The sequence below is a fragment of the Haloferula sp. A504 genome (genome assembly GCF_044385805.1).
Taxonomy (GTDB): Bacteria; Verrucomicrobiota; Verrucomicrobiia; order Verrucomicrobiales; family Akkermansiaceae; genus Haloferula.
In genome coordinates, this window is record NZ_JBISBU010000005.1 from 1 (window position 1) to 24,958 (window position 24,958).

A 24,958-nucleotide genomic window follows, 5' to 3' on the forward strand; every position below is an offset into this window, starting at 1 on the left:
CCAGCCATCGCATCCCGCAGACGATGAACACCCCGTAGATGAGAATCAGCCACAGATGACGCCGAATCCAACGCATGATCTCTCAGCAGAACGTCAAAACTGAGGCGATCCCGGTAACCGCACCAAGAGAGCCACGAGCATCCAATCAGCTCCCGATGCTGACGGCAAGAACGCAACAAAGCCGCTGATAGGGGTCGCCCTCCAGTGCCTTGTTCGCTTCATTGTTTCTCCCCACCTTCTGGGCCCTCATCTGGTTCAAGATTGGATCTGAAATCGAAGCGATTGCGATGGGCAGCTGTCTTCTCTGCGTCTCGTGGATGCAGTCCTGTAATCGGTGAATGCCAGAACTCGCCGGAACTAAACGCGGGATTCCCCGTCACCTCAGAGCCGTGATAGCTACGCGCCAAGGACCTGGCGGTCTGGGCGCCAGTAGCAATCAGGACGAAATAGACTAACGGGATTGCAAACTTCCATTGATGGATGAGCCAAGGCAGCGAGGCCGCCGAAAGCCCAAACACCCACCCGATGGTCATAGGCGGGCTACCCTCGTAGCACTTGTGGTAACCGGCGAACAAGAAGGATTGAAGCACCGTAAGAAGCAAAACTATGGATACGATCGACTTCGTCCACCCGGTCAGTCGCCACCAAAGGATCCCTGTCGACACCAATCCGATGCCGAGGACGATCGGGTCGAGTATCGATGGTTGAAATGCCACGGCACCGAAGAAGGAGTATTCCAGAGCGAACAGTTTTATTCTCGGACTCGATGGTAATATCAGAACTGGTTTTGGGGTGTCAATCGCGGTCATTGACTCGGACCTTATCAGTTGACAGTCAATGGATTAGTGAAATTGAAGCAGTGAATCAGGAAGCTTGATACGTTCTGACATTCACAAACCCCGTAGCTTTTGGAGAGGTGATTTTGGCTTTGTTGATGATTTCGATATTTGGAAATCAGGAAAAGCGAAGCACTAAAAATGTTCGTGCGAACAGTGTTCATGCGAGTTTTTTGGGGACGCTATGAGTGATGGAACTTCAAAAAGGCAATGGGATTGGCGTGAGGATCTTGAGGCGTCACGTGATCTGTCCGACCACGAGAAGCGGGGGTTCGGCTATTTTCTGGGCTGGTTTGAAAGCTGGCGGCTTCGGTTTCGGCGGACGGCGGATCTTGAGACGGCTCGAACGTTTTGGAGGGAGGTGGTGATGGGCAAGGCGCGTCAACCGTGGCAGTTGGAACAGTGGCCCGCGGCGATGCGGTGGTATCTCCGCTGGTTGGAACTGGCACGAAAGACAGGCGAGGATCACCGGTCGCTGGCCGAGCGGGTTCGTGATGCCGTGGAGTCGGCCGGTGCCCGCCGGGGATTGGCGATCCCCACCCGCCGGGCCTACGGGTCATGGGCGGCACGGTTCGCTGCCAGCGTGAGCACGCCGGAGGAAGTGATGGATGAGGATCGGATGTCGGACTGGCTGGGGCGCCTGGTCAGCGAGTCGAAGATTGCGTTTTCCACCCAGAAGCAAGCTCTCAATGCCCTGGTGTTTTTCTTGAAGGACGTGTGTGGTCGCGACGAGGTCAGGTTGAACGTGAGGATGCGGAAGCGGACACCGAGAATTCCGATTGTTCCCCACAAGAAGGAGGTTCTGGAGCTGATCGGCAAGCTTGAGGGCATCTACAAGACGGCGGCCCAACTTCAGTATGGGGCGGGCCTGAGGATGAATGAGTTGGTGTCGTTGCGGGTGAGGAATCTCGATCTGGAGCGTGGCACCATCACGATCAAGAGCGGCAAGCATGACCGTGACCGGGTGACGGTGATTCCCGAGAGTTTGCGGGAGGCGCTTCTGGCACAGATCGATCATGCCCGGATGCTATGGGAGGCCGACCGCAAGGAGGGTCGGCAGGGGGTGGCCTTGCCGAATGCGCTTGCGCGCAAATGGCCGAGGGCGGGAGAGAAATGGGAGTGGTTTTGGTTGTTTCCAGCGAGGGGTGAGTCGAAGGATCCGGAGAGCGGAATCATCCGGAGGCACCATCTCCACCCAAAAGTTTACGGAAGGGCCCTGAAACGTGCGGTCGAGTCGGCGGAGCTGGACCGGGGAATCACTTCGCACGGGCTGCGCCATGCGTTCGCCACGCATTTGCTGGAGTCCGGATGTGATCTGCGGACCATCCAGGATTTGCTGGGGCATGCCGATGTGAAGACGACGGAGATCTACACCCACGTCGCCAAGGGCGCGAACGGCTGCGGGGTGACGAGTCCGCTGGACCGGATGGAGCCGGGGTGACCCGCGGGGAGACCCGAACCTCCCATTGCCTGCATTTCTCACCCGTGAGAAATGCAGACTACCGCCCGTCGCTTCGAAGCGCACGCCAGACGCGGATCGGCAGCATGAAGCCTCGCGGTGACGCATCGGCGGTTTCGCCTTGGCGGATGCCGGTTTCATAACCGGCGCTCCTTTTGAGTTCAGCTCCCGAGCCTGGACGCGAGCTCATCGAGCAGTTTCTTGACGCGGGCGCCGGATGCGATGGGGGCGGGGTCGTCGAAGCCGATCCAGATGGCGGTGGAGCCGCTTGGACCGACACGCAGCAGCCAGGCGTCGCGCTCCGATCCGGTGAATCCCTGGAAACAGCGGCCGCTGCCGCGGTCATGGAAGAGCTCCAGCGCATTGGTGGCGGCGTGACGGGTCACGGCCTGCGACAGGTCGGGCTTGCGCCGGTAGAGTTCCTTGCCATCGGCATCGGTGACGAGGCTCACGAAGTAGGGCACCGGGCGTTTGCCTCCATTCGCAAGGGTCGCGAGGGCGGTGGCGGTCTCGGCCGGGGTGGCGGCGGCACTGCCGCGGAAAAGGTCCTCGGTTTCGAGGAAGGGACCGCCGAGTCCGCAGCGGCGGGCGATGCGGGCGGTTTCCAGCGGGCCGATCTGGCGCCCGGTGAGCAGCGGGCGTCCGGGGAGGACCCGCTTGTCCCGTTCGGCGGCGGCGGTGGCGATCCACGGTTCGACGGCGGTTCCCAGGTCTCGCCGGGCACCCGTCGCCCGGTCGAATCGTGAGTCGAGGAAGTCTCTTCCACCGATCCAGGCCAGGACCTCGCCGCTGTCGGAATCGAGCGTGACCGCCGCGCATTGGACGTAGGCCGGATCGGAGCCCGGTTCATGTTCGGCGTGGCGCGGGTGTTCCCAGGAACGGCTCTTCTCGGCTTCGAGCAGGACTTTTGAGAGGTCGGATTCGAGGCGGAGCTGCCAGCCCCGTTCCAGGGTGGTGTGGACGATGAGCCCATCGGATCGAATGTCGTTGGCCTCGAGAATCGTCGACAGCTCGTCCCGGACCATCTGCAGCGCGTATGACCGATCGGGACTCTGCTGTTCGTCCGGGATGATGCGGATCGGCAGCTCGCGGATCCGTTTGCCTTCGGCCTCGTCGATGCGTCCCATGGCGATCAGTCGCTGGAGGACCTCGTCCTGCTGGTCGCGGGCACCCTTCAGATTGCGGGAGGGCGAGAAGATGTGGGGGCCGCGGATGATGCCGATGAGCATTGCGCACTCGCCCTCGTGGAGGTCGGACACGGATTTCCCGAAATAGGTCCGGGCCGCCTCCTCGATGCCGTGGCAGCCGGCCCCGAAGTAGATCCGGTTGAGGTAGTGGGTCAGGATCTCGTCCTTGGTGTATCGGCTTTCAATCCGCAGAGTGAGGGCGATCTCCAGCAGCTTGCGGTGGATCGACTTGGCGCGCATGTCGTAGGTGTTGCGCGCGAGCTGCATCGTCAGGGTCGACGCCCCCTGGGTGAAATCCCGGTCCTTGATGTTGCGCAGCGTGGCCCGGGCCAGTCCGCGGAAATCGACACCATGATGAGTGAAGAAGCGGGCGTCCTCCCGCGCCTCGAGCGAGCTGACCAGGAATTCGGGAAGGTCCTGCCGCCGGGCGAGGTGGCGGGAGGCACCCCAACCGACCTCGATGGGGACGCCGTTGCGGTCGACGATGGTGGTGCGCGAGGGAAGCTCGGCGACCTTCTCGATGTCGTAGTCCGCCGCCTTCATCAGGTAGTAGAAGGCGATCGCGGCGAAGACCACCGCGAAGACGATCAGCGCCCGGATCAGCCAGCGCAGGGGCTCGTAGAGCCAATCCGGCAGCCAAGAAAGCCAGCGGGGAAAGCGTGAGACGGGACGCCAGGTCGACACGAAGAAGGGGGGGTAGGAGGGATCAATCGACCGGGACCGCCCGCGGCACGGGCTCGTCGATCGGCACCGCGCGCGGAGGGCGGGAGGGGTTCACGGGTTGCGCCCTCGGGGGACGGGGTGCGGGTGGCTCGACCGGCACGGCGCGCGGCGTCGAGTTCACCGGTTGGGCCTTGGGCGCCTCCTCGACCGGCCTGGCTTTGGGCGGCGGTCCGCCGGAATCCGAGGGGGTTCCGGCGTGGTCCGGGCAGAGGGCATTGGCCGGTGGCAGCAGGTCGTGGGGTACGCTGTCGGTGTAGGCCTCGCCGGCGATCTCGCAGCCCTCGGTGGCGCGCTTTCCCGAAATCCGGCAGAGCCGCACGTCGGAGAACGACAGCTTCGAGCGCAGGCCCTCGGCCTTGTAGTCGAGGCGGTCGGCGGTCTTCATCACCTCGGTCCACACCGGCAGCGCCAGCACCGAGCCGTATCCGCGGTCGATGATCTTCTTCGGCTGGTCGAACCCGACCCACACCGCGCAGGACAGGCTGGAGGTGAATCCCGTGAACCACGCGTCCTTGTAGTTGTCGGTGGTGCCGGTCTTGCCGCCGCACGGCTTGGTGAAACCGAGGCGGCGAACCGAGGCCCCGGTGCCGCTGTCGATCACGTCGCTGAGGATCTGCGAGGTGGTCCAGGCGGCGCCGTGTCCGCAGGCCTGATAGGAAAGCCGCGGGTTGCTGTACTGGACCTCGCCGCTGCGGTCGCGGATTTCCGAGATGATCCGCGGTGGAAAGCGCTGGCCGCCATTGGGAAAGATCGTGTAGGCCGAGGCCACCTCCTCGGGTGAGGCGTCGAGGGTGCCGAGAAAGGAGGTCGGGTAGGGCTGGACCTCGTTCTTGAAGCCGACCTGCTTGGCCAGCTCGGTGACCTTTTCGAGTCCGGCGTAGTTGCCGACCCTCACCGTCATCGTGTTGCGCGAGCGGATCAGGCCGTAGGAGACCGTCTGGTAGCCGTTGAAGGTGCCGTCGGAGTTCGCCGGCGACCAACTGCCGGCGCGGCGGATTTCACCGCGCCGCAGCGGGTCGTCGCTGACCAGCATGTCGGGCCGCAGCCCGGCATCGAAGGCGGCGAGATACACGAAGGGCTTGAAGGTCGATCCCACCTGGCGCTTGGCCTGGGTCGAGCGGTTGAACTTCGATTCGTCGGGGTCGCGTCCGCCGACGGTGGCGACGATCGCCCCGGTCAGGTTCTCGATCACGACCACGCTGCCCTGCAGGTATTCGGGAACCGGTCGCGGCTCCGGGAGTTCCTGCCAGGCCGCGCGGGTCTGGTGCGGGTAGCCGCGGCGGCGCTCGATACTCCGGAGGTGGGAGTTCAGCGCCTCCTCCGCGCGTTTCTGGAGAAGCGAATCGATGGTCGTCGTGATCTGCAGTCCGCCGAACTCGATGTCTTCGTCCTCGAGGATCCGTTCGAGTTCGCGCCGCACGGCATCCATCGCCCAGCTGTCGTGGAAGACGCGCCGCCACTCGGGCCGGACGTTGATCTCCTCCGCTTTCGCGGCCGCGGCCTGTTTCGGCGTGATGAAATCGGCGATCACCATGCGGTCCAGGGTCGCGTCGCGCTCCCTCAGCGCATCCGACAGGTCCTTGAAGGGCGAGAAGGCATTCGGCCCGCGGACGATGCCCGCCAGCAGCGCAGCCTCGGACAGCGTCAGGTCGCTCGCCGACTTCTCGTAGTAGGTGCGGGCGGCCTCCTCGATGCCCCGGATCGTGTGCCCCCAGAAGATGCGGTTCACGTAGTGCTCGAGCACCTCCTCCTTGGAGTAGTTGCGCTCGATGCGGAAGGCGACGGCGATTTCGAGAAACTTGCGGTCGAGCTCGCGCAGTGTGTCGGAGAACGACAGCCACGGCGCGTAGAGGTCGTAGCTGTTGCGGGCGAGCTGCATCGTCAGGGTCGAGGCGCCCTGGGTCATGTCGCGGTCCTTGAGGTTGCGCAGGGTCGCGCGGCCGAAGCCGATCCAGTCGACGCCGCGGTGGCGGAAGAAGCGCTCGTCCTCGCGCGCCAGGATCGCGTAGATGAAGTCCTGGTCGATCTGGGAGAAATCGATGATGTCGCGCTTTTCGCCATGGATGCGGCCGAGTTCCCGGCCGCGGCGATCGAGGATCACGCTGCGCTCGGGCATTTCCTCGACCTTCGCCATGTCGTAGCCGCGGGCCCGCGCGTGGTAGATGGCGGCCAGCGGCAGGATGGCGTAGAGCGCCAAGATCGCCGGATAGCCGAAGATCCGCGAGATCCAGCGGGCCGCACCCGGAAGCGGCTCGGTCAGGCGGCCGAAGAGCAGCATCGGCCAGAACAGCAGGATCGTGCCCAGCCCCCGCTTCTTGCGCCGCGTGGTGCTGCGTTTCCCCTTCCTGGAATTGGCCTTCGAATTGCGTTTCGCCATGGACGTGGTAGAGGCTAGGGGGAAGCGGGCCCGGGGGCCACGATGAACTCCGATTGAAGACGAAGCGGCCCGAATGCGTCGCTAGGACGTGTGAGAAAGCGATGAAGATATCCGAAATTTTCCATGGGATCGCGATTTTCGCGCTGCTGACGGTCTCCGCGCTAGCGCGGGAGCCGGTGACTTCGCTGAAGGATCTGGCGGCACTCGAAACCCGCACGGCGGCGTTGGTCAAGCGGACGATGCCCGCCACAGTGGCAATTCTTTCGCCCTCGAGCGGGGCGTCGGGCTCCGGCGTGATCGTTGATAAGGACGGCCTGATCCTGACCGCGGCCCACGTGACCGACGGCGCCGAGGAGGTCGACATCGTCTTTCCCGACGGCAAGCAGACCAAGGCGAAGGTGCTCGGTTCGAACTACTCCAAGGATGCCGGGATGGCGCAGATCGTCGATCCGGGCCCGTGGCCCTTCGTCGAGCTCGGAGAATCCGGGGCGCTGAAGGCGGGGGACTGGGTGGTGGCCCTCGGTCACAGCGAGGGCTACGATCCGGCGAGGACGCCCCCGGTGCGGTTCGGGCGCGTGGTCTCCGAAGGTCCGGGCAATTTCCTGACCACCGACTGCACGCTGATCGGCGGCGATTCCGGGGGGCCCTTGTTCGATCTCGATGGGAGACTGGTCGGCATCAATTCCTCGATCGGCGAGGCGCTCGACAACAACAACCACGCCGGCATCGACGGCTTCCGTGAGGACTGGAAGCGGATGCTTGCGGGCGAGAGTTGGGGAGAACTCCAGCTCAACCCGCTGGCCAATCCCGAGCGCCCGGTGATCGGCATCATGATGGGCCTCGAACTTCGCGACGGCGGGGTTCCGGTCGAGCAGGTCACGCCGCGATCGCCGGCGGCCAAGGCGGGCATCCGGCCCGGTGACATCATTCGAAGCGTCGATGGAGAGCGCGTCAGGGGCGGTCGCAGCCTTGGCATGCTGCTCGCGAAATACTCGGCGGGAGACGTGGTCGAGATCGGCGTGCAGCGCGGACGCGAGACGACGAAGTTCTCGCTCGAGCTGATGAGAATGGATCAACTTGCAGAAGAATTGAAGCGATGAGGAAAGCGGTAATCGGATTATTGGCAGGGGTGCTGACCACGGCGGTCGTCGCCCAGGACGTTCCGCTGCAGCGCGCGGAAGAGCGCCGTGCCACGCGGCAGCAGTCGCAGGAGGTTTACGATGCGATCCAGCCGGCGGTGCAGGCGGTTTCCGGCTCGACCGTCTGGGTCTGGGCAAACCGCCGTCAGGTCGCCATGGGAACCGTGGTCGGGCAGGGGGACAAGGTGCTCACCAAGTGGAGCGAGATCGCCTTTTCCCGGACACCGGTGCAGGTCGTTGGGGGCGACGGCCGGACGGCCACCGCGACGGTGCTCGGGGTCTATCAGGATGACGACGTGGCGCTGCTGCAACTCGAAGGCGCCAGGTTCACGCCGGTCCAGTGGAGCGACCAGCCGTCTCCCAAGCTCGGTCGATTCCTGATCGCCGCGGGAGCGGACGGTTCGGCGTTGAACATCGGGGTGGTCGCCGTCGAGGAGCGCCCGCTCCGCGACTCCGACCAGGCATTCATCGGCATCACCCTCGATCCCTCCTACGAGGGCGAGGGGATCCGGGTGCTCGATACCGCCGAGGGCGGCGGAGCGGCCAAGGCAGGACTTCGACGCGGGGATGTGGTGCTGAAGATCGACGGGAAAGGCGTTTCCAGCCCGTTCGAGTTGCGGAACGCCCTGCTCGATTTCTCCCCCGGCGATGAGGCGGCGATCACTTTCATCCGCGACGGTTCCGAATCGAAGGTCTCCGTCGAGCTGACCGGACGCCCCGAGTTTCCCGGCGTTCCCGAGGGCCGCCTGCGGACGATGCGGCAGATGGGCGGACCGATCAGTCTCGTGGGCCGTGGATTTCCCACCGCCATCCAGACCGACATGCAGCTCAAGCCCCACCAGTGCGGCGGACCCGTGGTCGATCTCAACGGTGAGGTGGTCGGGATGAGCATCTCCCGCACGGACCGGACCCGGAGCTTCATTCTCCCGGCCTCGAGGATCGACCAGATCCTGAACGAAGATCCCATGGACCCGACGCTGGCGCAGTTGCCGCGTCAGGCATCCCGGCCCCAGGCTCGTGCCGGCCGCGGCGGCGCGGTTCCGATGAATCCCCGCGCGGCCGGGCGCCTTCGCCGTCACCTCGAGGAAATGAGCCGCTTTCTCGACCGCCTCGATCGCGAGACGAGCCGGATCGGCGAATAGGGTCAGAGGCAGACCCGCTTGAACAGCTCGGCCAGCGGAAGCTGCATGCCGATGTAGAAGTCGCCGAACTCACCGAAGCGGGCGGAGACCTCGTCAAAGCGCATTTCGTAAACGATCGCCTTGATGTCGATGGTGTCCTTGGCGAGCAGCGTGACTCCCCACTCGTGCTCGTCGAGGCCGGTGGAGCCGGTGATGAGTTGGAGGATCCTTCCCGAGTAGGTGCGTCCGGTGCGGGCATGGCCACCCATCAGCTTCTTGCGCTCCTCGAAGGGCAGGCTGTACCAGTTGTCCTTTCCCTCGCGGCGCTTGCTCATCGGGTAGAAGCAGATGGCCGGCCAGTCGGGCAGGACCGGATAGAGGCGGTGATGGAGGTATTTCTCCATCCGCTCCTTGAACTCCTTCATCGCCTCGGCGAACTCCGGGCTGTCCTCGGACAGGCCGCGCTCACCCTTCAGCGTGTCCTCGGCATACTGTTCCGGGGTGGTCGTGTATTCGGAGCTCTCGGTCTGTGATAGGTAGGAATACACCGGCGACAGGATCTCTGGTCCGAGCGAAAGGGTGAGCTGCTTCTCGTAGGCGGTCGCGACCTGCAGGTCGGGGGTGAGGAGCATGAAGCCGACATCCGCCTTCGGCGTGGCGACGGCGAAGACGAGCAGGTGCGTGTCGGGCGTGCTGCGGATCTGCTGCACGAGTTCGGTCAACCTCGTCTTGGCGGCCCGCTGGTCCTCCTCGGTTAGGAGACTCCACTGCGCGTGGTCGATCTGATAGAACAGGTGGATGACATGCCAGCCCTCGCGGGGCACGAGGGGGGAGATGGGGTTCGCTTCGGTCATGGAAAGAAATCAGCGCTGTGCGGGGGAAACTGGGATGGTGAACATCGACTTGAACCGGCTTCCCGATGCATCGGCCCCCGGGCTTTCGAAGATCTCGATCTTCCAGCGGTCTCTGCCGACGCGGTAGCCATTCATGTCTCCCTCCGTCTCGTAGCCGTCGGTCGCGGGAAATTCGATGGTGTCGGAGCGGTTGGCCACGAATTTCCCGTTCTCGAAGGCCTGGGTGATCGTGTCGCCGACGAAGTCCCCGGTGTGGGTGCGGAAAACCGCCCGCAGCGCCCCGGTGCCGCCGGACAGCTTCACGGAAACGACCGGAATGTAGGAGACCTCGGGACGGGCCACATCGCGGTTTTCGCCCTCCCGGACGGGTTCGCGCCAGTAGGTGGTCGCGGCCTCGACCTCGGCGTAGTCGCCCTTGATCGGGAGGTCGGGTTCATCGCCGCCGATGCGGGTCGTCGGGATGTCGGAGAAAAGGCCGGCGATCCACCAGATGGCGAGGCCGAGGAACACCGCCGCGACGATGCCGAGATTGATCAGGTCGCGGCGGCCCGGAAGCTCGAGTTTGGTTGCGGGAGGAGTGGCCGGGTCTTTGGGTTTGGGCGATGGCTTCGGCGACTCCGTGTCGGCAGGAGCAGCGGAAGCTTCCGGCACCGAGATTTCCGTGGGAGCGATCTCGGCCGAGCTCTCGGGTGCGGGCTCCGCGGTGGCAGGCGACTCGTCGGGCGCCTCGGAAGCCGGTTCTTCGTCCGCAATCGTCTCGGTTGGCGACCCGGGGGACTCGGGGGTTTCCTCATCGACAGCGGGTTCTTCGACTGCTTCGGCGGGCTCGTCGTCGAGGTCCCAAAGGTCGTCCTCGGTCGTTTCGCGCGACAATTCGCTCAGGCGCGGTCGGCTGCTGCGCGGCTGGGAAGGAGGGGGGGTGGAATCGTCGGGCATCGGCGTCGACCGTTCATAGGGAAGCACCCGAGGGCTTGGCCAGAGCAAATCACGCTGCATGCATGCGGGAAAAGGAGTTGCAAGCCACGGCCGTTCGGGCGATTTGAACGGCGGACCGAATTCTGACGCCATGGCTGATCGAGAAGACAAGAACGAAGAGAACGTTGCGGGCAAGTTTTACGTCGACGCCCAGTGCATCGACTGCGACCTGTGCCGGGAGACCGCGCCGAACAATTTCCAGCGCTCGGACGACGAGGGGTATTCCTACGTCTTCAAGCAACCGGAGAACGACGAGGAGGAGGAACAGTGCCGTGAGGCCATGGAGGGCTGCCCGGTCGAAGCCATTGGCGACGACGGCGACGCGTAGGCATGGCCCGCGACGGACGGCTGGAGCGGATCCGTCGCTCGATCCTGCGGGAATGGCGGGGCGGGGACGATCCGGTTGAGCTGGACGACCACCTTCATCGGGCCACCGATTTTCTCGGTGCCATCCTCAGGGAGGCACAGGTCTCCGAGGGCATCGACGAGGAGCGGCTGCGCGAAATGTGGGTCGAGATCGCCGGTGATTTCATCTCCCGCCATGCCTCCCCGGATTCACTTCGCGGGGGGTGTCTGACCTTGAAGGTGCTGCAGCCCGCGATGCGCTTCCAGCTCGAGCAGATGAAGCCCCGCCTGCTGGCAAACCTTGAAAGGGTGGCCGGCAAGGGAGTGGTGAAGTCGATCCGCTTTTCCCTCGGCTGATGTTTCGCAACCTCATCTTCGACTGGTCGGGGACGCTGGTGGACGACCTGCCGCCGGTGCTTGATGCCACCAACCGGGTGCTGGAGGTCTATGGCAAGCCTCCGCTGGATCGCGAAGAGTTCCGCGACCGCTTCCGGCTGCCCTATCGGGAGTTCTACGAGGAGGTCCTGCCCGGCGTTCCCCTGGAGGAATTGGAGAAGCACTTCCGGGCGGCGTTTTCGGCCTCGGAGGCACCCGTCACCGTCCTGCCGCACACCCGCGAGAAGCTTGAATGGTGCCGGCGTCATGGCATCCGGAGTTTCGTGCTCACCAGCATGGATGCCGATGCCTTTCGCCAGCAACTCGAGGCCTTCGGTCTCGGTGCCTTTTTTGAAGCCACTTATTCCGGCGTGCTCGACAAGCGGGAGCGGATCTTGGAGATCCTCGAAACCCACGGACTCGATCCGGCCGACACCGCGTTTGTCGGCGACATGGTCCACGACGTCGATACCGCCCGCCATGCGCAGGTGACCTCGGTCGCCGTGCTCAGCGGATACACGCGGGCGGAGCCGCTGGCCGCGTCGTCGCCCGACATCACCCTCAAGGACATCCGGGGCCTGCAGAAGCTGATGGAGCGGCCGCTGGACCGTCGCGCACCGGTGGCGACCGTCGGTGCCCTGATTGAAGACGGGGAGGGCCGCTACCTGATGGTGCGGACTCACAAGTGGGGGCACCGGTGGGGGATCCCGGGCGGCAAGATCGAGCGGGGGGAAAGCTCCGAGGACGCCCTGCGCCGCGAGATTCGCGAGGAGACCGGACTCGAGATCGGGGAGTTCCGCTTCGTGATGGTCCAGGACTGCATCGATTCCGAAGAGTTCCAGCGCCCCGAGCACTTCCTGCTGTTGAACTACCACGCTCGGCGGCGATCGGGTGAAGTGATTCTCAACGACGAGGCCGAGGAGTTCCGCTGGGTGACGGCGGATGAAGCGGCTTCGATGGATTTGAACCGTCCCACCCGTGTTCTTCTGGAGGCGGTGGTCGCAACCCGACCGACAGCATGAACCGGATCCACGTTCGCGGTCTCGAAGTTGAAACCCGCATCGGCGTGCCCGATGAGGAGCGGGCCGAAGTCCAACTTCTCAAGGTCGATCTGGAAATGACCCCGGCCGCGGACTTCGCCGCCATGGGGGACGAGGTCTCGGCGACGATCGACTACCACCAGGTGTGCCTCGAGGTCTGCCGTCTCGCCGGGGAAGGGGAGCGAAAGCTGATCGAGACGCTGGCATCGGAGATCGCCGATCTCGTTATCGACCGCTTCGGCGCGGTCCGGGTCCGGGTGCGCATCCGCAAGTTCATCCTGCCCGAGACCGAATGGGTGGGAGTCGAGTGCGTGAGAGAGGCCTGAGCTTGGAAACGGACCGCGGGCTAGAGCCGCTATTCCGCCACTGGAGCGAGCTGAAGCTCGCGGTCCGTCTGTGAAGGCATTTTACGGAATCGTCGGAGTCATGCCTTGAGAAGCTTTCCGGCGGTGGTCTTCCAGCGATCTTCGGACCACGGAGGTGGGAAGGCCAGCTTCTTGCGGAAGCGTTCGATCCGGATCTCGGCGTCCTGACGCTGGGGTGCGAGAGTTTTCGCAAGGCAGGCGGCGGCCTGCTCGAGCTCCGTTGAATCGCGGGCGACGATGGCGAGGTCGTTTCCTGCGGCCAGCGCAGCCGGCAGGGCTTGATCCAGTGGAAACTGCGATCGAAACGCGTCGTGACTGAGGTCGTCGGAGAGGACCAGGTGTCGGTCGAAGCCGAGTTGGTCGCGCAGCAAGGCGGAAACGATTCGCTTCGACAGGGATGCCGGTCGCTCGGGGTCGAGGGCGGGCAGGGATTGGTGGCCGACGACGATGGCGTCGAGTTCGGTCATCAGCGCCGTGAAGGGGATCAGGTCCCCGGCCAGCAAGTCGCGGAGCGTGACCGGTGACCCCGAGCTGCGTCCGCCTGCCGGGAAGTGCTTGGCCGCCGAGCGGATCTCTTGCTTGCGCAGCCAGCGGTTCCACATGCCGGCATGATCGATGATCCGCTGCACGTCGCGGTGCCAGCAACGTTCTTCGGTGGGGTTGGACGGATCGTGATCGAGCACCGGGGCCAGGTTCAGGTTGATGCCCAGAAGCGACAGCAGGACGCCGGTGGCGGCGCCGTGTTCAGCGATGGATCGCGGCGTTTCCCGGGCCCCGAGATGCGCCGGGGTGGGGGTCGGGTGCACCAGTCGGCCAAGATGGGAAAAGCGACCGCTTTCCTCCTCAACCGCGATGATGGGAGGCAGCCCGGGGTCAAGCTCACGCAACGAATCGGTCAGCGAGCGAATCTGCCCGGGCGTTTCGAGGTTCCGCTCGAGCAGCAGGAACCCGGCAGGTTGAAGGTGCTCGATCCGCCGCCGGTCGGTGTCGGTCAGGGAGGTCGACTCCAGACCGATGATCAACGGTGCCGCGGCCATGACTCAGGAGCCGGCTTCCTCGCGGGCCAGCATCTCTGCCTCCTCCTCGTGGGAGTGGACCTGAAGGTTCACCTGCACGTCGGCGCGTTCGGCGGCGGCCTTGAGCACGCCGCGGATCGCGGAGGCGCTGAAGCCGTTGCGACCGATCAGCAGGGCGACGTCGGAACTCTCCAGGACCAGCTTGAAGCGAAGTCGCTTGGGACCGAGTTCGGCAACCTTGAGCTGCGCGCGCTCCGGGTGCTCGATGAACTGGACCGCGATGTATTGGAGAAAGTTCCGAATCTGATCCGTGACGGCCTGCATGGAGACACTCTGGATCCTTGCGCGTTCCGGATCAACCGAGAATCGGAACGTGGATGCGAGTGACGCCGTTCCATGAAACTCTGGAGCTGTTGCGGAGTTGGTCAGCATGGCCCGGAGGGCCTTCGGAGATTAGCCGGTGGGGATGCGGCAATCGATTCCGTCCCGGAGGGTCGGCGGAACGCTCGACAAACAGAAAAGGCCCGCCCCCCGAAGGGAGCGGGCCTGGGATGGGAGCAACCGCGCTCCAACTCAGACAATTTCGATGCGCTTTGGCTTCGCCGCCTCGACCAGGGGGATGGCGAGGCGGAGCAGGCCCGACTCCAGTCGGGCGCTGAGCGCACTCCCGTCGAGCGAGTTTCCGAGGCGAAGTTCGAGCCGGTAGCCGTCGGGTGCCGGTTCGCCGTGGATGAGCCGACCCGGGGAATTCGCGGATCCGCGCTTGGCCTCGACCACGAGGCGGGAGCCGCTGACCTCGACGTTGAGGTCCTCCTTGCGGACGCCCGGCAGGGCCACCTCGATGTCGGCGCCGTCTTCACGCCGGGTGGCGTTCCATGCCGGCTCGGCAAGGCGGGTGGGCCGCTCCTCGCGGGTGGTGATGGCGGTGTTCTCCGTCGCCGGAGATTCGCAGCAATTGGTTTCGTTGTTCATGATGGATTTCAGGTTAGTGGATTTCGATTCGATGGGTGTCACGGGTGGCGTCGGCCTTCGGAAGCCGGATCGCCAGCACGCCGTCCTCGAAGCGGGCCGCGACGGCACCGACATCGACCTTGTCGCCAAGCGGCAACCGGTAGCGGGTGTCGTCCTTCACGCGGAGGTGGAGGGCCTTTTCCTTCAACTCGAGGTCGAGTTCGTCGCGGCTGACACCGGGGAAGTCGACTTCGAGACTCCAGCCATCGTCGTCCTCATGGACGCGAAGGTCGGCCGGAGTGGTGACCACGCCGCGCAGGGCGGCATCGAACAGGCGACCGAAGTCGCTGAGCCAGGGGCTCGTGTTTCTCAAGTGTTGGGCAAGGATCATGGTGTGTTGGTTTGGTTGTCGGGAAGTTACTAGGCAGGCGGAATGCCAGACGCTTTTGGTTTGGTGCAAGTCGCTGAAAATGAACGGAGTAAAAGGTTTGTTGCTCGCGACGATCATTGCACTCACTTGGAACAAATTGACGCGGCTGCGACAGCTTGTCGGGTCGGGCTGTCGCGCCGCTCTCCCCCGGGCTTGCGGGCCGCGTGAAGGTGGCTAGCGTGGCGCGGTGGCAACGGAACGGAGTCCGGCGGGGATGATGGGGCGGCTGTCGGCGATGTTTTTCCTGATCGGGATGTCGCCGGGCTTCTACGTGCCGGTGCTCACCAACATCCTGCTCAAGGCCGGGCTGGACAGCAGCGAATTGCAGTGGGCCTGGCTGGCGTTCCCGCTGGCGTCGATGATCTCGCCGCTGTGGATCGGGGCGCTGGCAGACAACCGGTTCTCGGCCCAGCGACTGCTGGGATGGGCCGGGCTGGTCAGCGCACTGCTGCTGGGAGCCGGGTTCGTCACCTTGGACGCGGGCATGGGTCCGTGGTGGTTTCTGGGCCTGTTCTTTGCCAGCTCGGTGATCGGGGCATCGATGTGGAGCACGCTCGCGGTGATCTGCATGCGGCACCTGCGGCACAGCGAGCGCGACTTTCCCGTGGTGCGGCTCGGCGGGACCCTCGGCTGGCTTGCGGCGGGCTACGTGACGAGTCTGGTGCTCAATGCCGACGCCTCACCGGTGGCGGGCTATGCCGCCGCGGTTGTGCGGTTGCTGGGAGGTCTTCTCGCTTTCACACTCCCCGACACGCCCCCTCCGGGACGCTCCCGTTCGTGGCGGACCTTGATGGGCTTCGATGCGTTCCGCCTGCTCCGCGAAAGGGACCATCTGGTGTTCTTCGCGACCACCGCGCTGCTTTCGATGCCCCTGGTTGCCTTCTACATGTGGTTGCCGCGGCATCTCGAGGAAACGGGCGACACGCGGGTCGCGGCAACGATGGCGATGGGGCAGTGGAGCGAGATTGCGGCGATGCTGCTCATGGCGGCCCTGATGAGCCGCTTCCGGGTCAAGACCCTGCTGCTGACCGCCTTGCTTCTATCAGTCCTGCGCTACGCGCTTTTCGCCTGGTCCGGATATTCGGGGGAGCGGACCGGGCTGCTGACGGGCATCGCCTTGCACGGACTGTGCTACACGCTGTATTTCATCACCGCCCAGCTTTTCCTCGACCGCCGGGTGGCACCGGAGTTGCGGGGTCAGGCGCAGGGCCTGCTTTCGCTGGTCTCGAATGGCATCGGCTCGCTGGCCGGGACGATCATGGTGCGGGTCTGGTATGACCAGACCGCCGGCACGGATGGGGGGAGCTGGCTGTCCTACTGGGCGTGGCTTGGGGCTTTCATCGCGGTATTGACCCTCGCCTTCGCCTGGTTCTATCGCGGGCTGCCGGCCGGAGGGCGAGGCAGTCCGGGATCGTGACCATCCGGAGACTCAGTTCTCCCGCTGGCCGAGCTCGGTCATCCGTCGCTGGAGATAGCCGTCGACCTTCTCGGGGAGTTGGGCACCGGAAATCCAATTACTGGCGGCATCGTAGTCGCGTCGCAGCCAGCCATCGAGCATCCTCCGGTAGGTGCGGTCACGATCGTTGGGGTCCTGGATCATGGCGATGTAGTCGGCACCGACGGCGGGATCCTGGCTGAAGGAATGCCAGGCGAACTGGCGGTAGACGTTGTCGTCGGCATCGGCCGCGTGCCGGTCGAGGAAGCTGGCGGCGGCGGCCGGATCCTCGAGGGCCATCTGGTTGGTCAGTCCGCGCAGGGCACTGGTCCGGAGATCGCCGCTCGGCAGGCTCTGGAAGTAGCTCTGCGCGGCCGCTTCGTCCTCCCTGGCCCAGATCGAGATGACGTCATCCATCGAGCGCATCGCGCCGTTGCCGGGATTGGCCACCAGCCAATCGGCGGTGCCGGCGGGGTCGAGACGCGCGAGATCCTCGGCGGCTCGGCGGACCGCGCCGTCGCGGAGTTGTTCGTCGGTGATGCCCGCGATCCATGCCTTGGCGGCGTCCGGCCCTTGCGCCATCATCTGCGGCATGATGGCGGCGAGCGCGCGTCCTCGCTCTTCAGAGTAGGGCATCTCGCTCATCAGTTGCGTGGCGCGGGTGGGGTCGGTGGTGGCGAGTCCCTTGATCACGCCGACCATCCACGGATTGGCCCCGTCGCCGTCGTGATTCGTCTTCGCCCAGAGGATCGCGCCCTCGGCATCGGTCTGGGCCCATGCGGCGAGGATCGTGTTGCGGGCGAAAGGCGAGCCCGTGTTTTCCTTGGCGTAGTCGAGGGCGGCGTAGGGATCGACTTTCGCCCAGGCGGTGAGGACCAGCGCGTAGGCTTCCATGTTGGCGGTTTGCAGACCCTTCGCGCGCATGTCGGCGATCACCGCCTCGAACTCGTCGGCTCCCAGCGAGTTGACGAAATCAAGCCACGCCTGGGTGCGGGACAGCGGATCCGATCCGTTGAGGATGCGCACCATTTCCTCGGCTGCCGACTCGCGGTCGACCCGCGGCAGGGCCTCGGGGCGGCTACGCGTGCTGCCTTTCGCCGATTCCTGCACCGCGGCCGCGGTGGGTCGATCGGGCCGGGGCGGGATGCCGTCGGAACCGGAGCCAGCGGCATTGGAAGCGCTGGGAGCCGTCATGCGGCCGACGATGAAGGCGATGGTCGCCGCACCGATGGCGACGGCGGGGAGCATGAGTGATGGTTTCATGGGTCAGGGATACTACGGAGGAGTGGGTGCCGAATGTTTCGGTTCGGTTCCCGGGGGATGGACGATGATGCGCGCCCCCGGGCTGTTGCGCAGGTAGGCGAAGGCCCAGCTCAGAAGCACGGCGAGTTTGTTGCGGAAGCCGATGAGGAAGAGGATGTGAACGAGCAGCCACGCCATCCATGCGGCATAGCCGCGCAGGCGGAGCTTGCCCGATTTCACGACCGCGTGGTTCTTGCCGATGATTGCCATCAGTCCCTTGTCCCGATAGCGGAACCCGGGGCGGAGTTCGTGCTTCCGATCCGCGAAACGCGTCTTTTCCAGCCGCAGTTCTTCCTTCAACACCTTCGCCACGTGATCCCCCATCTGCACCGCGGCGGGTGCCACCCCGGGGACCGGAACTCCGTCGATGTCCTTCATGCGCACCAGGTCGCCGACCACGAAGACATCGGGGTGGCCGGGGAGCGAAAGATCCGGGAGCGGCTCGAGGCGTCCCCCGCGATCCGCCGGTTCGACGTCGAACTGACGGGTCAGCGGGCTCGCCTGCACCCCGGCGGCCCAGATGATGGCCGATGCCTCCAGCGTCCGTCCGTCGGTGAAGACCAGCTTCTCGTGCTCCACGCCGCAGACCCTGCGACCGGTCCAGACGTCGACTCCGAGGGATTTCAGGCGTACCCGGGCATACTCGCTCTGGTCCTCGTCGTAGGCCTCGAGGATCCGCGACGATCCCTCGATGAGGATGATCCGGAGCGTGGAGGTGTCGATCTGACGGAATTCGCTGCGCATGGAGCGGTGGACCAGATCGGCGAAGGCTCCCGACAGTTCGACCCCGGTCGGTCCGCCGCCGACGATGGCGACGGTCATCAGGCGGCGGCGCTCCGCCGGATCACCGGTCAGCTCGGCCTGTTCGAGGTTGGACAAGACCGTGCGCCGGATCCGTTGCGCTTCCTCCAGAGTCTTGAGGCCGAGCGTGTTCCTTTCCCAGTCGTCGTTGCCGAAAAAGGAGGTCTGCGCGCCGGTCGCGAGGACCAGATAGTCCCATTCATACTGTCGCCCTGATTTTCCCGTCGCCGTCTTCGCCCCGGTGTCGATGGCATCGATCTCGTCCATGAAGGCCGTGACGTTGGAGGCCTTCTCGAGGATCTGCCGCAGCGACCGGGCGATGTCGGGGGCGGCGAGCGAGGCGGTGGCGACCTGATAGAGCAGGGGCTGAAACAGGTGGTGGTTGGTGCGGTCGATCAACGTCACCCCGAAGCGCTTGTCGTTGGCGAGCTTCCGGGCACACGAGAGGCCGGCAAATCCACCGCCGAGAATGAGGACGCGTTTCGGTTCCATGCGCCGCATCCTCGCATGGGCCTCCGCATCCGCAAGTAGGGGTGGGGGACGCCATGGCTGCGAACCCGGGTGATTGACGACGCACCGATGGCGTGCCGGGGATCACGCCTTCTGGACGCGCCGGCGCAGTTTGCGCCGGAGGGCGGGGTCGCCTTCCAGTTCCTCGCAGATGGCGGTGAGGACCTTGAGGGTCGGCCGGCTGATGTGGTGCTCCATGCCCTCGACGTCGCGATAGATGATGTCCTCCGGCAACTCGAAGGCGCGCAGCAGGCGGGTGAGCAGGTCGTGCCGGACGACGATGCGCTCGGCGACCTTGCGGCCGTGGTCGGTGAGGGTGATGCCGCGGTATTTCTCGCGCACCACGAAGCCGTCCTGGTCGAGCTTCTGGAGCATGTTCGACACGCTGGCCTGGGCCACGCCGAGATTCTCGGCGATCTCGACCGCCCGGGCGTAGCCCTTGCCCTCGATGAGTTGGTGGATCTGCTCGAGGTAGTCCTCCACTGCCGGGGTTGCCACTTGTGCCTCCGTCATGACGCGGGAGCCTGACCGAAGATCGCTCGTCCTGCAAAAACTTTTTGTGTCTTCAGAAATTTTGGTTTGCCAGCAAGACTGGTAGCACCTACGGAAATTAGCCATGACTAAGAAAAGCAAGTTCACGCGGCTCGGGCTCGGCTTGGCGGTGCCCGGTGTGCTGTTCACCGCGGGTTGCGAAAGTGAGCAGGCATCGGCGGCTTCGGGCGGTCCCGCGGGCTATCCCTATCGGATCGTGACGACGGTGGGAATGGTGGCCGACGTCGCGCGCGAGTTGGCCGGACCGCGGGCCGACGTGACGGGAATCATTGGGGAGGGGGTCGATCCCCACCTCTACAAGCCGACCAGCACGGATGTGAAACGCCTGCAGTCGGCGGACGTGGTATTCTACAACGGCCTGAGGCTCGAGGGGAAGATGGGCGACGTGCTGGTCAGCGTGGCCCGGCGGGGGAGGCCGGTCTTCGCCGTGACCGAGACGATCGCGGAACAGGGGGACTACGTGATCGTCGACTCCGAAAGTCATCACGACCCCCACGTCTGGATGGACGTGCGGGGATGGATGAAGGGTGTCGAGGTGATCGAGAGGGCCCTCTCGCAATTCGATCCGGACAACGCCGGGGAGTATTCGGACAGGGCGGACGCGTATCTCGAGCAGTTGGAGAAGCTGGATGACTACGCCCGGCGTTCGCTGGCCTCGATTCCCGAGGGGCAGCGGGTGCTGGTGACCGCGCACGATGCCTTCGGCTACATGGCGAGGGCCTACGGGATCGAGGTGCGTGGGATCCAGGGACTCAGCACCGAGTCCGAAGCCGGCGTCCGCGACATCGAGGAGTTGGTCGCCTTTCTCGTCGAGCGCAAGATCCCGGCGGTCTTCGTCGAGAGTTCGGTATCCCACCGGAACGTTCGCGCCCTTATCGAGGGGGCGCGGGCGAAGGATCACGACCTGGTGATTGGCGGCGAGTTGTTTTCCGATGCCATGGGCAAGGCGGGCAGCTATGAGGGCACCTACATCGGCATGATCGACCACAACGTGACGACCATCACCCGCGCCCTGGGCGGCGAGGCCCCCGAGCGGGGCTTGAACGGCAAACTTTCCCACTGAATTTCGCCGGCATGAAGACTTTGATCCGAACCATGTCGCCCCGCGGTGACGCGGCGGGCGAGGGGCTTTCCGCACACCCTTCGAACGTGCCGCTGGCGATCCACGACCTGACCGTGGCCTATCACCGCAAGCCGGTGATCTGGGATGTGGACCTCAACATCCCCGAGGGGAAACTGGTCGGCATCGTCGGACCGAACGGCGCGGGCAAGAGCACGCTGATCAAGGCCTGCCTCGACCTGATCCCCAAGACTTCCGGCGAAGTGGCGATTTACGGGAAAAGCTACCGCAGCCAGCGGCGCATGGTGGGATACGTGCCGCAGCGGGAAAGTGTCGACTGGGACTTTCCGGTCAGCGCGCTGGACGTGGTGGCGATGGGAACCTACCGCCAGCTGGGTTGGTTCAAGCCCGTCGGCCGCAAGCAGCGCGAGGCGGCGATGGAGGCGCTGGATCAGGTCGGCATCGCGCATCTGGCCAAGCGCCAGATCCGCCAGCTTTCGGGCGGCCAACAGCAGCGGGTCTTCCTGGCCCGGGCGCTGGCCCAGGACGCGCGGGTCTATTTCATGGACGAGCCCTTCGCCGCCGTGGACGCCGCGACCGAGGAGGCGATCGTCCGCCTGCTGCAGGCACTCAACGAGCGGGGCAAGACCTGCCTGGTGGTGCACCACGACCTGGCGACGGTATCGAGCTACTTCGACTGGCTGGTGCTGCTCAACATGCGGGTGGTGGCGAGCGGGCCGACCCGCGAAACCTTCACCGCCGCCAATCTCGAGAAGACCTACGGCGGGCAACTGAACCTGATCGACGATGCGGTGCGCGCCTTGAGAAATGCGACGGATTGATCCAATCCGGTGCGGGTGCCTGTTTGCCTTGTGCCTGATCGTTCCGGCCCTCGCGGCGTCCGGGTCTGCGGAGGGCGGGGCGGGGTTCCATTGGCTGGACGTGCCGCTGCTGCGCAACCAGAACACGCGGTGGGTGGTGCTTTCGACGGCGTTGCTGGGGGTGGCTTCGGGAATCATCGGATCGTTTCTGCTGCTGCGGAAGCGTTCCCTGATGGGCGATGCCCTGTCGCATGCAACCCTGCCGGGGATCGGCATCGCGTTCGGCCTGATGGTGGCCATGGGCGGCGAGGGGAAATGGCTGCCGGGGCTCCTGCTCGGGGCCACCATCTCGGGGGTCATCGGCCTGCTCGTGATGCTTGCAATCCAGCGCACGACCCGCCTGCGGGACGACGTGTCGATGGGCCTGGTACTCAGCGTGTTCTTCGGCCTCGGCGTGGCGGTCCTTGGCGTCGTCCAACGGCTTCCGAACGCGGCCGGACTGGAGGACTTCATCTACGGCAAACCCGCGTCGATCGTCGAAGCCGACTTTGTCATGACCCAGTGGCTTGCCGCGGTGGTGGCGGTGCTGGCCGTGGTCCTTTTCAAGGAGTTCAAGCTGCTGTGTTTCGACGACGGCTTCGCGGCCTCGCAGGGATGGCCGGTGCTGGCGCTGGACATCCTGCTGCTGGGCATGGTGACGGCGGTGACGGTGATCGGACTGCAGTCGGTCGGCTTGATTCTGATTATCGCCTTTCTGATCACGCCACCGGCGGCTGCCCGTTTCTGGACCAACGACCTGCTGGTGATGATGGTGCTGTCGGGCGTGATCGGGGGAATCAGCGGCTGGCTCGGCTCGGCCGTGAGCGCGCTGGCGCCCCGGCTGCCGGCGGGGGCGGTGATCGTGGTCGTGGCCGCTGTGATCTTTCTTCTCAGCATGTTCCTCGCGCCGAGGCGGGGGGTGCTCGGGCGTTGGCTCCGGCACCGTCGACTTCGTCGAAAGATCGGACGTCAGCACGTGCTCCGGGGTGCCTACGAGATTCTCGAGGCGGGGCATGCCGTGCCGGACAACCGTCCGTTTTCCCGCCGCGAGCTGGCGGAGAAGCGCACCTGGACCTCGCGGGGACTGGAGCGAATTCTCCGGCGCGAGCGCCGGACGGGTCATCTGGAGATGCTGCCCGGTTCCCGGCTGCGTCTGACCGAGGAGGGCTTTGGCGAGGCCGCGCGGATCACCCGCAATCACCGCCTGTGGGAAATGTATCTGGTGACCCATGCCGACATCGCCCCGAGCCACGTCGACCGCGATGCGGACATGGTCGAGCACGTGCTGGAGGCGGATCTCGTGCAGCGGCTTGAGACGGCCCTGCGGGCCGACGGGGTCTGGGTGCCGCAACCCCGCAGTCCGCACCGAATCTGATTGGAGAAGGCACGATGTCCTGGAGCACATTTGACACATGGATCGTGGTGGCCGGCGCCCTGTGCGCCGTCGCCTGCGCGTTGCCGGGATGCTTCCTCGTGCTGCGGCGGATGAGCATGATGGGGGATGCCATCAGCCATGCGGTCCTGCCGGGCCTCGCGGCGGCATTCCTGCTGACCGGCTCGCGGACGAGCCTGGTCATGTTTGTCGGTGCCGCGATCGTGGGCGTGCTCACGGCGGTGTTCACGCAATGGATCAGCCGTTTCGGAAACGTCGACCGGGGGGCTGCCATGGGAATCGTCTTCACGACCATGTTCGCCGTGGGGCTGATCATGATCGTCCAGGCGGCGGACCGGGTCGACCTCGACCCGGGATGCGTGCTCTACGGGGCACTGGAATTGACGCCGCTCGACACCTGGCGCGTGGCGGGCCTCGAGTTCCCCAGAGTGGTCGGCGTGATGGCCGTCATCACCGCCCTCAACCTCGGAGTCATCGCCATCCTGTTCAAGGAACTGCGGCTCAGCACCTTCGATCCCGGCCTCTCGGATACCCTGGGGTTTTCATCGCAACTCATTCATTATCTCCTGATGACCATGGTGGCCGTCACCACGGTCGCGGCCTTCGAGGCGGTCGGGAGCATTATCGTGATCGCGATGCTGATTGTTCCGGCGGCGACGGCCCTGCTGGTGACGCGGCGTCTGGTTCCGATGCTGGTCATTGCCTGCGGTGCGGGAGTGTTGGCGGCGGCGGCGGGCCACTGGATGGCGGTCGCGGTGCCGGCCTGGTTCGGGGCCGATGCGACCAGCTCCTCCGGGATGATGGCGGTGGCTTCGGGCCTGATCTTCGCCCTGGCGTGGCTGTTCGGGCCAGCCGGGGGACTCCTGGCCGGCATTTTTCACCGCCCGCCTGACGGGCGCTCCATCACCAACAACGAAACCTGACGCCGCCGCTTGTGAAGCCGCTTGTGAAGTTTGCAAGATCTGGAAACGATGGAAGCGTAGCGTGATCTCGCTGTGCTTCTTTGGCCGATCCTGCGGGTCGGCTCGAGGATTTTGACCGGGGATTGCTTATTGCACCCCAATCTCAATTAGGTAGCTTGCCGCCGTGAGACTGATCACCCCGTGCACCGGAGCCCTTCTGCTCGCGATTTCCGTGGTGCATGCTGCCGAAGAGGCGGCGGTGGTGGAGCTGCGGGAGACGATCTCGAAGGTGGTCGACACGGAGGCCCGGATCTCGGAGGAAAAGTCCGACTGGGAGGCGCGCAAGGCGTCGATGACGGAGCTGCTGGCCCTGCACCGTCGGGAGCTGGAATTGCTGGCGGAGGAGTTGGACAAGTCCGGCGGATCGGCCGACGAGTATCAGGCGCGGAGGGATGCCGGACTCAATGAGATCGAGAGGCTCAAGGCTGCGCGTGAGAAGGTTCGCGAGGCGGTGGCGGGCGTCCGGCCGCGGATGCTGAGGCTCGCGCAGCGGTTCCCGAAACCGCTGGCCGAGGAGGTCGAAGGAGATCGTCTGAGATTGGAAACATGGCGCTCGGAGGAGGAGCCCCGCCCGGCGCTGCAAGCCATCCTCGCGATGGTCGGTGCGGCGGAGCAGTTCAACCGGCGGATCACCCGATCGATCGAAGTCCGCGAGAATCGCGAGGTGGAGGTGCTCTATCTCGGCCTCGCCCGCGGCTACTACGCCGATCGTCGAGGCAATGCGGGCGTGGGGGTTCCGTCGACCGATGGCTGGCAGTGGACGGAGCGGGCGGAGCTTGCGACCGAGATCGTCAGCGCCTTCGACCAACTGGATCGCAAGCGCCCGCCGGAACTGGTCGAGCTACCGGTTGCGATCGAGCGGGAAGGAGGCGGCCGATGAGGTGGCTTGC

25 protein-coding genes are annotated in these 24,958 nt (G+C 65.1%); 13 read left to right on the plus strand and 12 right to left on the minus strand.

Annotation, left to right across the window (positions count from 1 at the left end; all coding sequences use genetic code 11):
* Positions 1-218 precede the first annotated feature (218 nt).
* The gene (locus tag ACG2LG_RS03710; RefSeq protein WP_396256427.1) at positions 219-809 is read right to left on the minus strand and encodes a hypothetical protein; all 591 of its coding nucleotides are present in this window, start codon (positions 807-809) and stop codon (positions 219-221) included.
* Positions 810-1,203: 394 nt separating this feature from the next.
* Between ACG2LG_RS03710 and ACG2LG_RS03715 the strand changes: the two genes are divergently transcribed.
* Positions 1,204-2,277, plus strand: coding sequence for an integron integrase (locus tag ACG2LG_RS03715; protein ID WP_396256429.1), 1,074 nt, complete (start codon positions 1,204-1,206; stop codon positions 2,275-2,277).
* A gap of 179 nt (positions 2,278-2,456) precedes the next feature.
* On the opposite strand, the gene ACG2LG_RS03720 is transcribed toward ACG2LG_RS03715, so the two are convergent.
* The gene (locus ACG2LG_RS03720; RefSeq protein WP_396256431.1) at positions 2,457-4,166 is read right to left on the minus strand and encodes a transglycosylase domain-containing protein; all 1,710 of its coding nucleotides are present in this window, start codon (positions 4,164-4,166) and stop codon (positions 2,457-2,459) included.
* A 22-nt stretch (positions 4,167-4,188) separates the two neighbouring features.
* Positions 4,189-6,582, minus strand: a complete 2,394-nt coding sequence (locus ACG2LG_RS03725) for a transglycosylase domain-containing protein (RefSeq protein WP_396256433.1) — start codon at positions 6,580-6,582, stop codon at positions 4,189-4,191.
* Between the two features lie 101 nt (positions 6,583-6,683).
* Here ACG2LG_RS03725 and ACG2LG_RS03730 point away from each other — a divergent pair, with 101 nt between their 5' ends.
* Positions 6,684-7,682, plus strand: a complete 999-nt coding sequence (locus ACG2LG_RS03730) for a S1C family serine protease (protein WP_396256435.1) — start codon at positions 6,684-6,686, stop codon at positions 7,680-7,682.
* Positions 7,679-8,863, plus strand: a complete 1,185-nt coding sequence (locus tag ACG2LG_RS03735; protein WP_396256437.1) for a PDZ domain-containing protein — start codon at positions 7,679-7,681, stop codon at positions 8,861-8,863. Before ACG2LG_RS03730 ends, ACG2LG_RS03735 begins: the two co-directional genes overlap by 4 nt.
* Positions 8,864-8,865: 2 nt before the next feature.
* Here the strand turns inward: ACG2LG_RS03735 and hemQ are convergent, their stop codons facing one another.
* Positions 8,866-9,696 (minus strand): hydrogen peroxide-dependent heme synthase, encoded by an 831-nt coding sequence (gene hemQ, locus ACG2LG_RS03740; RefSeq protein ID WP_396256438.1) that lies wholly within the window; start codon positions 9,694-9,696, stop codon positions 8,866-8,868.
* A gap of 9 nt (positions 9,697-9,705) precedes the next feature.
* Complete coding sequence (locus ACG2LG_RS03745; protein WP_396256440.1) at positions 9,706-10,632, minus strand: hypothetical protein; 927 nt, start codon at positions 10,630-10,632, stop codon at positions 9,706-9,708.
* Between the two features lie 130 nt (positions 10,633-10,762).
* Between ACG2LG_RS03745 and ACG2LG_RS03750 the strand changes: the two genes are divergently transcribed.
* From ACG2LG_RS03750 to ACG2LG_RS03765, 4 genes are read left to right on the plus strand one after another with little or no spacing between them, the layout of a single operon-like run.
* Positions 10,763-10,999 carry a ferredoxin gene (locus ACG2LG_RS03750; RefSeq protein ID WP_396256442.1) on the plus strand — a complete coding sequence of 79 codons (237 nt, stop codon included), beginning with the start codon at positions 10,763-10,765 and terminating at the stop codon, positions 10,997-10,999.
* 2 nt (positions 11,000-11,001) lie between these two features.
* On the plus strand, positions 11,002-11,373 hold the full coding sequence (locus tag ACG2LG_RS03755; RefSeq protein ID WP_396256443.1) for a DUF721 domain-containing protein: 372 nt from the start codon (positions 11,002-11,004) through the stop codon (positions 11,371-11,373).
* Positions 11,373-12,413, plus strand: coding sequence for an HAD hydrolase-like protein (locus ACG2LG_RS03760; protein WP_396256445.1), 1,041 nt, complete (start codon positions 11,373-11,375; stop codon positions 12,411-12,413). Before ACG2LG_RS03755 ends, ACG2LG_RS03760 begins: the two co-directional genes overlap by 1 nt.
* Positions 12,410-12,757, plus strand: coding sequence for a dihydroneopterin aldolase (locus ACG2LG_RS03765; protein WP_396256446.1), 348 nt, complete (start codon positions 12,410-12,412; stop codon positions 12,755-12,757). The genes ACG2LG_RS03760 and ACG2LG_RS03765 overlap by 4 nt, the downstream gene beginning before the upstream one ends.
* A 98-nt stretch (positions 12,758-12,855) precedes the next feature.
* Here ACG2LG_RS03765 and ACG2LG_RS03770 read toward each other — a convergent pair whose 3' ends face one another.
* The 4 genes from ACG2LG_RS03770 to ACG2LG_RS03785 all read right to left on the minus strand — a co-directional run bounded on the left by ACG2LG_RS03770 (position 12,856) and on the right by ACG2LG_RS03785 (position 15,154).
* A complete protein-coding gene (locus ACG2LG_RS03770) occupies positions 12,856-13,833 on the minus strand; it encodes a glycoside hydrolase family 3 N-terminal domain-containing protein (protein WP_396256448.1) in 978 nt (325 codons plus the stop codon).
* A 3-nt stretch (positions 13,834-13,836) separates the two neighbouring features.
* The gene (locus tag ACG2LG_RS03775) at positions 13,837-14,136 is read right to left on the minus strand and encodes a KH domain-containing protein (RefSeq protein ID WP_396256449.1); all 300 of its coding nucleotides are present in this window, start codon (positions 14,134-14,136) and stop codon (positions 13,837-13,839) included.
* Between the two features lie 249 nt (positions 14,137-14,385).
* Positions 14,386-14,784, minus strand: a complete 399-nt coding sequence (locus ACG2LG_RS03780) for an Hsp20/alpha crystallin family protein (protein WP_396256451.1) — start codon at positions 14,782-14,784, stop codon at positions 14,386-14,388.
* 13 nt (positions 14,785-14,797) lie between these two features.
* The gene (locus ACG2LG_RS03785) at positions 14,798-15,154 is read right to left on the minus strand and encodes an Hsp20/alpha crystallin family protein (RefSeq protein WP_396256453.1); all 357 of its coding nucleotides are present in this window, start codon (positions 15,152-15,154) and stop codon (positions 14,798-14,800) included.
* A 226-nt stretch (positions 15,155-15,380) separates the two neighbouring features.
* On the opposite strand from ACG2LG_RS03785, the gene ACG2LG_RS03790 reads away from it, so the two are divergent.
* On the plus strand, positions 15,381-16,610 hold the full coding sequence (locus ACG2LG_RS03790) for an MFS transporter (RefSeq protein WP_396256454.1): 1,230 nt from the start codon (positions 15,381-15,383) through the stop codon (positions 16,608-16,610).
* 12 nt (positions 16,611-16,622) lie between these two features.
* Here ACG2LG_RS03790 and ACG2LG_RS03795 read toward each other — a convergent pair whose 3' ends face one another.
* The 3 genes from ACG2LG_RS03795 to mntR all read right to left on the minus strand — a co-directional run bounded on the left by ACG2LG_RS03795 (position 16,623) and on the right by mntR (position 19,754).
* Positions 16,623-17,891 carry a hypothetical protein gene (locus ACG2LG_RS03795; protein WP_396256456.1) on the minus strand — a complete coding sequence of 423 codons (1,269 nt, stop codon included), beginning with the start codon at positions 17,889-17,891 and terminating at the stop codon, positions 16,623-16,625.
* Between the two features lie 12 nt (positions 17,892-17,903).
* A complete protein-coding gene (locus tag ACG2LG_RS03800; protein ID WP_396256458.1) occupies positions 17,904-19,223 on the minus strand; it encodes an NAD(P)/FAD-dependent oxidoreductase in 1,320 nt (439 codons plus the stop codon).
* Positions 19,224-19,325: 102 nt separating this feature from the next.
* Positions 19,326-19,754 carry a transcriptional regulator MntR gene (gene mntR, locus ACG2LG_RS03805; RefSeq protein ID WP_396256460.1) on the minus strand — a complete coding sequence of 143 codons (429 nt, stop codon included), beginning with the start codon at positions 19,752-19,754 and terminating at the stop codon, positions 19,326-19,328.
* Positions 19,755-19,857: 103 nt separating this feature from the next.
* On the opposite strand from mntR, the gene ACG2LG_RS03810 reads away from it, so the two are divergent.
* The 5 genes from ACG2LG_RS03810 to ACG2LG_RS03830 all read left to right on the plus strand — a co-directional run bounded on the left by ACG2LG_RS03810 (position 19,858) and on the right by ACG2LG_RS03830 (position 24,948).
* Positions 19,858-20,856: a metal ABC transporter solute-binding protein, Zn/Mn family gene (locus ACG2LG_RS03810; protein WP_396256461.1), complete on the plus strand. Its 999-nt coding sequence runs from the start codon at positions 19,858-19,860 to the stop codon at positions 20,854-20,856.
* Between the two features lie 32 nt (positions 20,857-20,888).
* Complete coding sequence (locus tag ACG2LG_RS03815; protein WP_396256721.1) at positions 20,889-21,695, plus strand: metal ABC transporter ATP-binding protein; 807 nt, start codon at positions 20,889-20,891, stop codon at positions 21,693-21,695.
* Between the two features lie 28 nt (positions 21,696-21,723).
* Positions 21,724-23,088 carry an iron chelate uptake ABC transporter family permease subunit gene (locus tag ACG2LG_RS03820; protein WP_396256463.1) on the plus strand — a complete coding sequence of 455 codons (1,365 nt, stop codon included), beginning with the start codon at positions 21,724-21,726 and terminating at the stop codon, positions 23,086-23,088.
* A 14-nt stretch (positions 23,089-23,102) separates the two neighbouring features.
* On the plus strand, positions 23,103-24,029 hold the full coding sequence (locus ACG2LG_RS03825; RefSeq protein WP_396256465.1) for a metal ABC transporter permease: 927 nt from the start codon (positions 23,103-23,105) through the stop codon (positions 24,027-24,029).
* Between the two features lie 163 nt (positions 24,030-24,192).
* The gene (locus tag ACG2LG_RS03830; RefSeq protein ID WP_396256467.1) at positions 24,193-24,948 is read left to right on the plus strand and encodes a DUF3450 family protein; all 756 of its coding nucleotides are present in this window, start codon (positions 24,193-24,195) and stop codon (positions 24,946-24,948) included.
* The last annotated feature ends 10 nt before the right edge of the window (positions 24,949-24,958 follow it).

What these genes read in the sequence shown, in the direction of transcription:
- ACG2LG_RS03710 (WP_396256427.1), bottom strand. Translation starts at nt 809, where the DNA reads ATGACCGCGATTGACACCCCAAAACCAGTTCTGATATTACCATCGAGT.
- ACG2LG_RS03715 (WP_396256429.1), top strand. Translation starts at nt 1,204, where the DNA reads ATGGGCAAGGCGCGTCAACCGTGGCAGTTGGAACAGTGGCCCGCGGCG.
- ACG2LG_RS03725 (WP_396256433.1), bottom strand. Translation starts at nt 6,582, where the DNA reads ATGGCGAAACGCAATTCGAAGGCCAATTCCAGGAAGGGGAAACGCAGC.
- ACG2LG_RS03730 (WP_396256435.1), top strand. Translation starts at nt 6,684, where the DNA reads ATGAAGATATCCGAAATTTTCCATGGGATCGCGATTTTCGCGCTGCTG.
- ACG2LG_RS03735 (WP_396256437.1), top strand. Translation starts at nt 7,679, where the DNA reads ATGAGGAAAGCGGTAATCGGATTATTGGCAGGGGTGCTGACCACGGCG.
- hemQ (WP_396256438.1), bottom strand. Translation starts at nt 9,696, where the DNA reads ATGACCGAAGCGAACCCCATCTCCCCCCTCGTGCCCCGCGAGGGCTGG.
- ACG2LG_RS03745 (WP_396256440.1), bottom strand. Translation starts at nt 10,632, where the DNA reads ATGCCCGACGATTCCACCCCCCCTCCTTCCCAGCCGCGCAGCAGCCGA.
- ACG2LG_RS03750 (WP_396256442.1), top strand. Translation starts at nt 10,763, where the DNA reads ATGGCTGATCGAGAAGACAAGAACGAAGAGAACGTTGCGGGCAAGTTT.
- ACG2LG_RS03755 (WP_396256443.1), top strand. Translation starts at nt 11,002, where the DNA reads ATGGCCCGCGACGGACGGCTGGAGCGGATCCGTCGCTCGATCCTGCGG.
- ACG2LG_RS03760 (WP_396256445.1), top strand. Translation starts at nt 11,373, where the DNA reads ATGTTTCGCAACCTCATCTTCGACTGGTCGGGGACGCTGGTGGACGAC.
- ACG2LG_RS03765 (WP_396256446.1), top strand. Translation starts at nt 12,410, where the DNA reads ATGAACCGGATCCACGTTCGCGGTCTCGAAGTTGAAACCCGCATCGGC.
- ACG2LG_RS03770 (WP_396256448.1), bottom strand. Translation starts at nt 13,833, where the DNA reads ATGGCCGCGGCACCGTTGATCATCGGTCTGGAGTCGACCTCCCTGACC.
- ACG2LG_RS03775 (WP_396256449.1), bottom strand. Translation starts at nt 14,136, where the DNA reads ATGCAGGCCGTCACGGATCAGATTCGGAACTTTCTCCAATACATCGCG.
- ACG2LG_RS03780 (WP_396256451.1), bottom strand. Translation starts at nt 14,784, where the DNA reads ATGAACAACGAAACCAATTGCTGCGAATCTCCGGCGACGGAGAACACC.
- ACG2LG_RS03785 (WP_396256453.1), bottom strand. Translation starts at nt 15,154, where the DNA reads ATGATCCTTGCCCAACACTTGAGAAACACGAGCCCCTGGCTCAGCGAC.
- ACG2LG_RS03795 (WP_396256456.1), bottom strand. Translation starts at nt 17,891, where the DNA reads ATGAAACCATCACTCATGCTCCCCGCCGTCGCCATCGGTGCGGCGACC.
- ACG2LG_RS03800 (WP_396256458.1), bottom strand. Translation starts at nt 19,223, where the DNA reads ATGGAACCGAAACGCGTCCTCATTCTCGGCGGTGGATTTGCCGGCCTC.
- mntR (WP_396256460.1), bottom strand. Translation starts at nt 19,754, where the DNA reads ATGACGGAGGCACAAGTGGCAACCCCGGCAGTGGAGGACTACCTCGAG.
- ACG2LG_RS03810 (WP_396256461.1), top strand. Translation starts at nt 19,858, where the DNA reads ATGACTAAGAAAAGCAAGTTCACGCGGCTCGGGCTCGGCTTGGCGGTG.
- ACG2LG_RS03815 (WP_396256721.1), top strand. Translation starts at nt 20,889, where the DNA reads ATGTCGCCCCGCGGTGACGCGGCGGGCGAGGGGCTTTCCGCACACCCT.
- ACG2LG_RS03825 (WP_396256465.1), top strand. Translation starts at nt 23,103, where the DNA reads ATGTCCTGGAGCACATTTGACACATGGATCGTGGTGGCCGGCGCCCTG.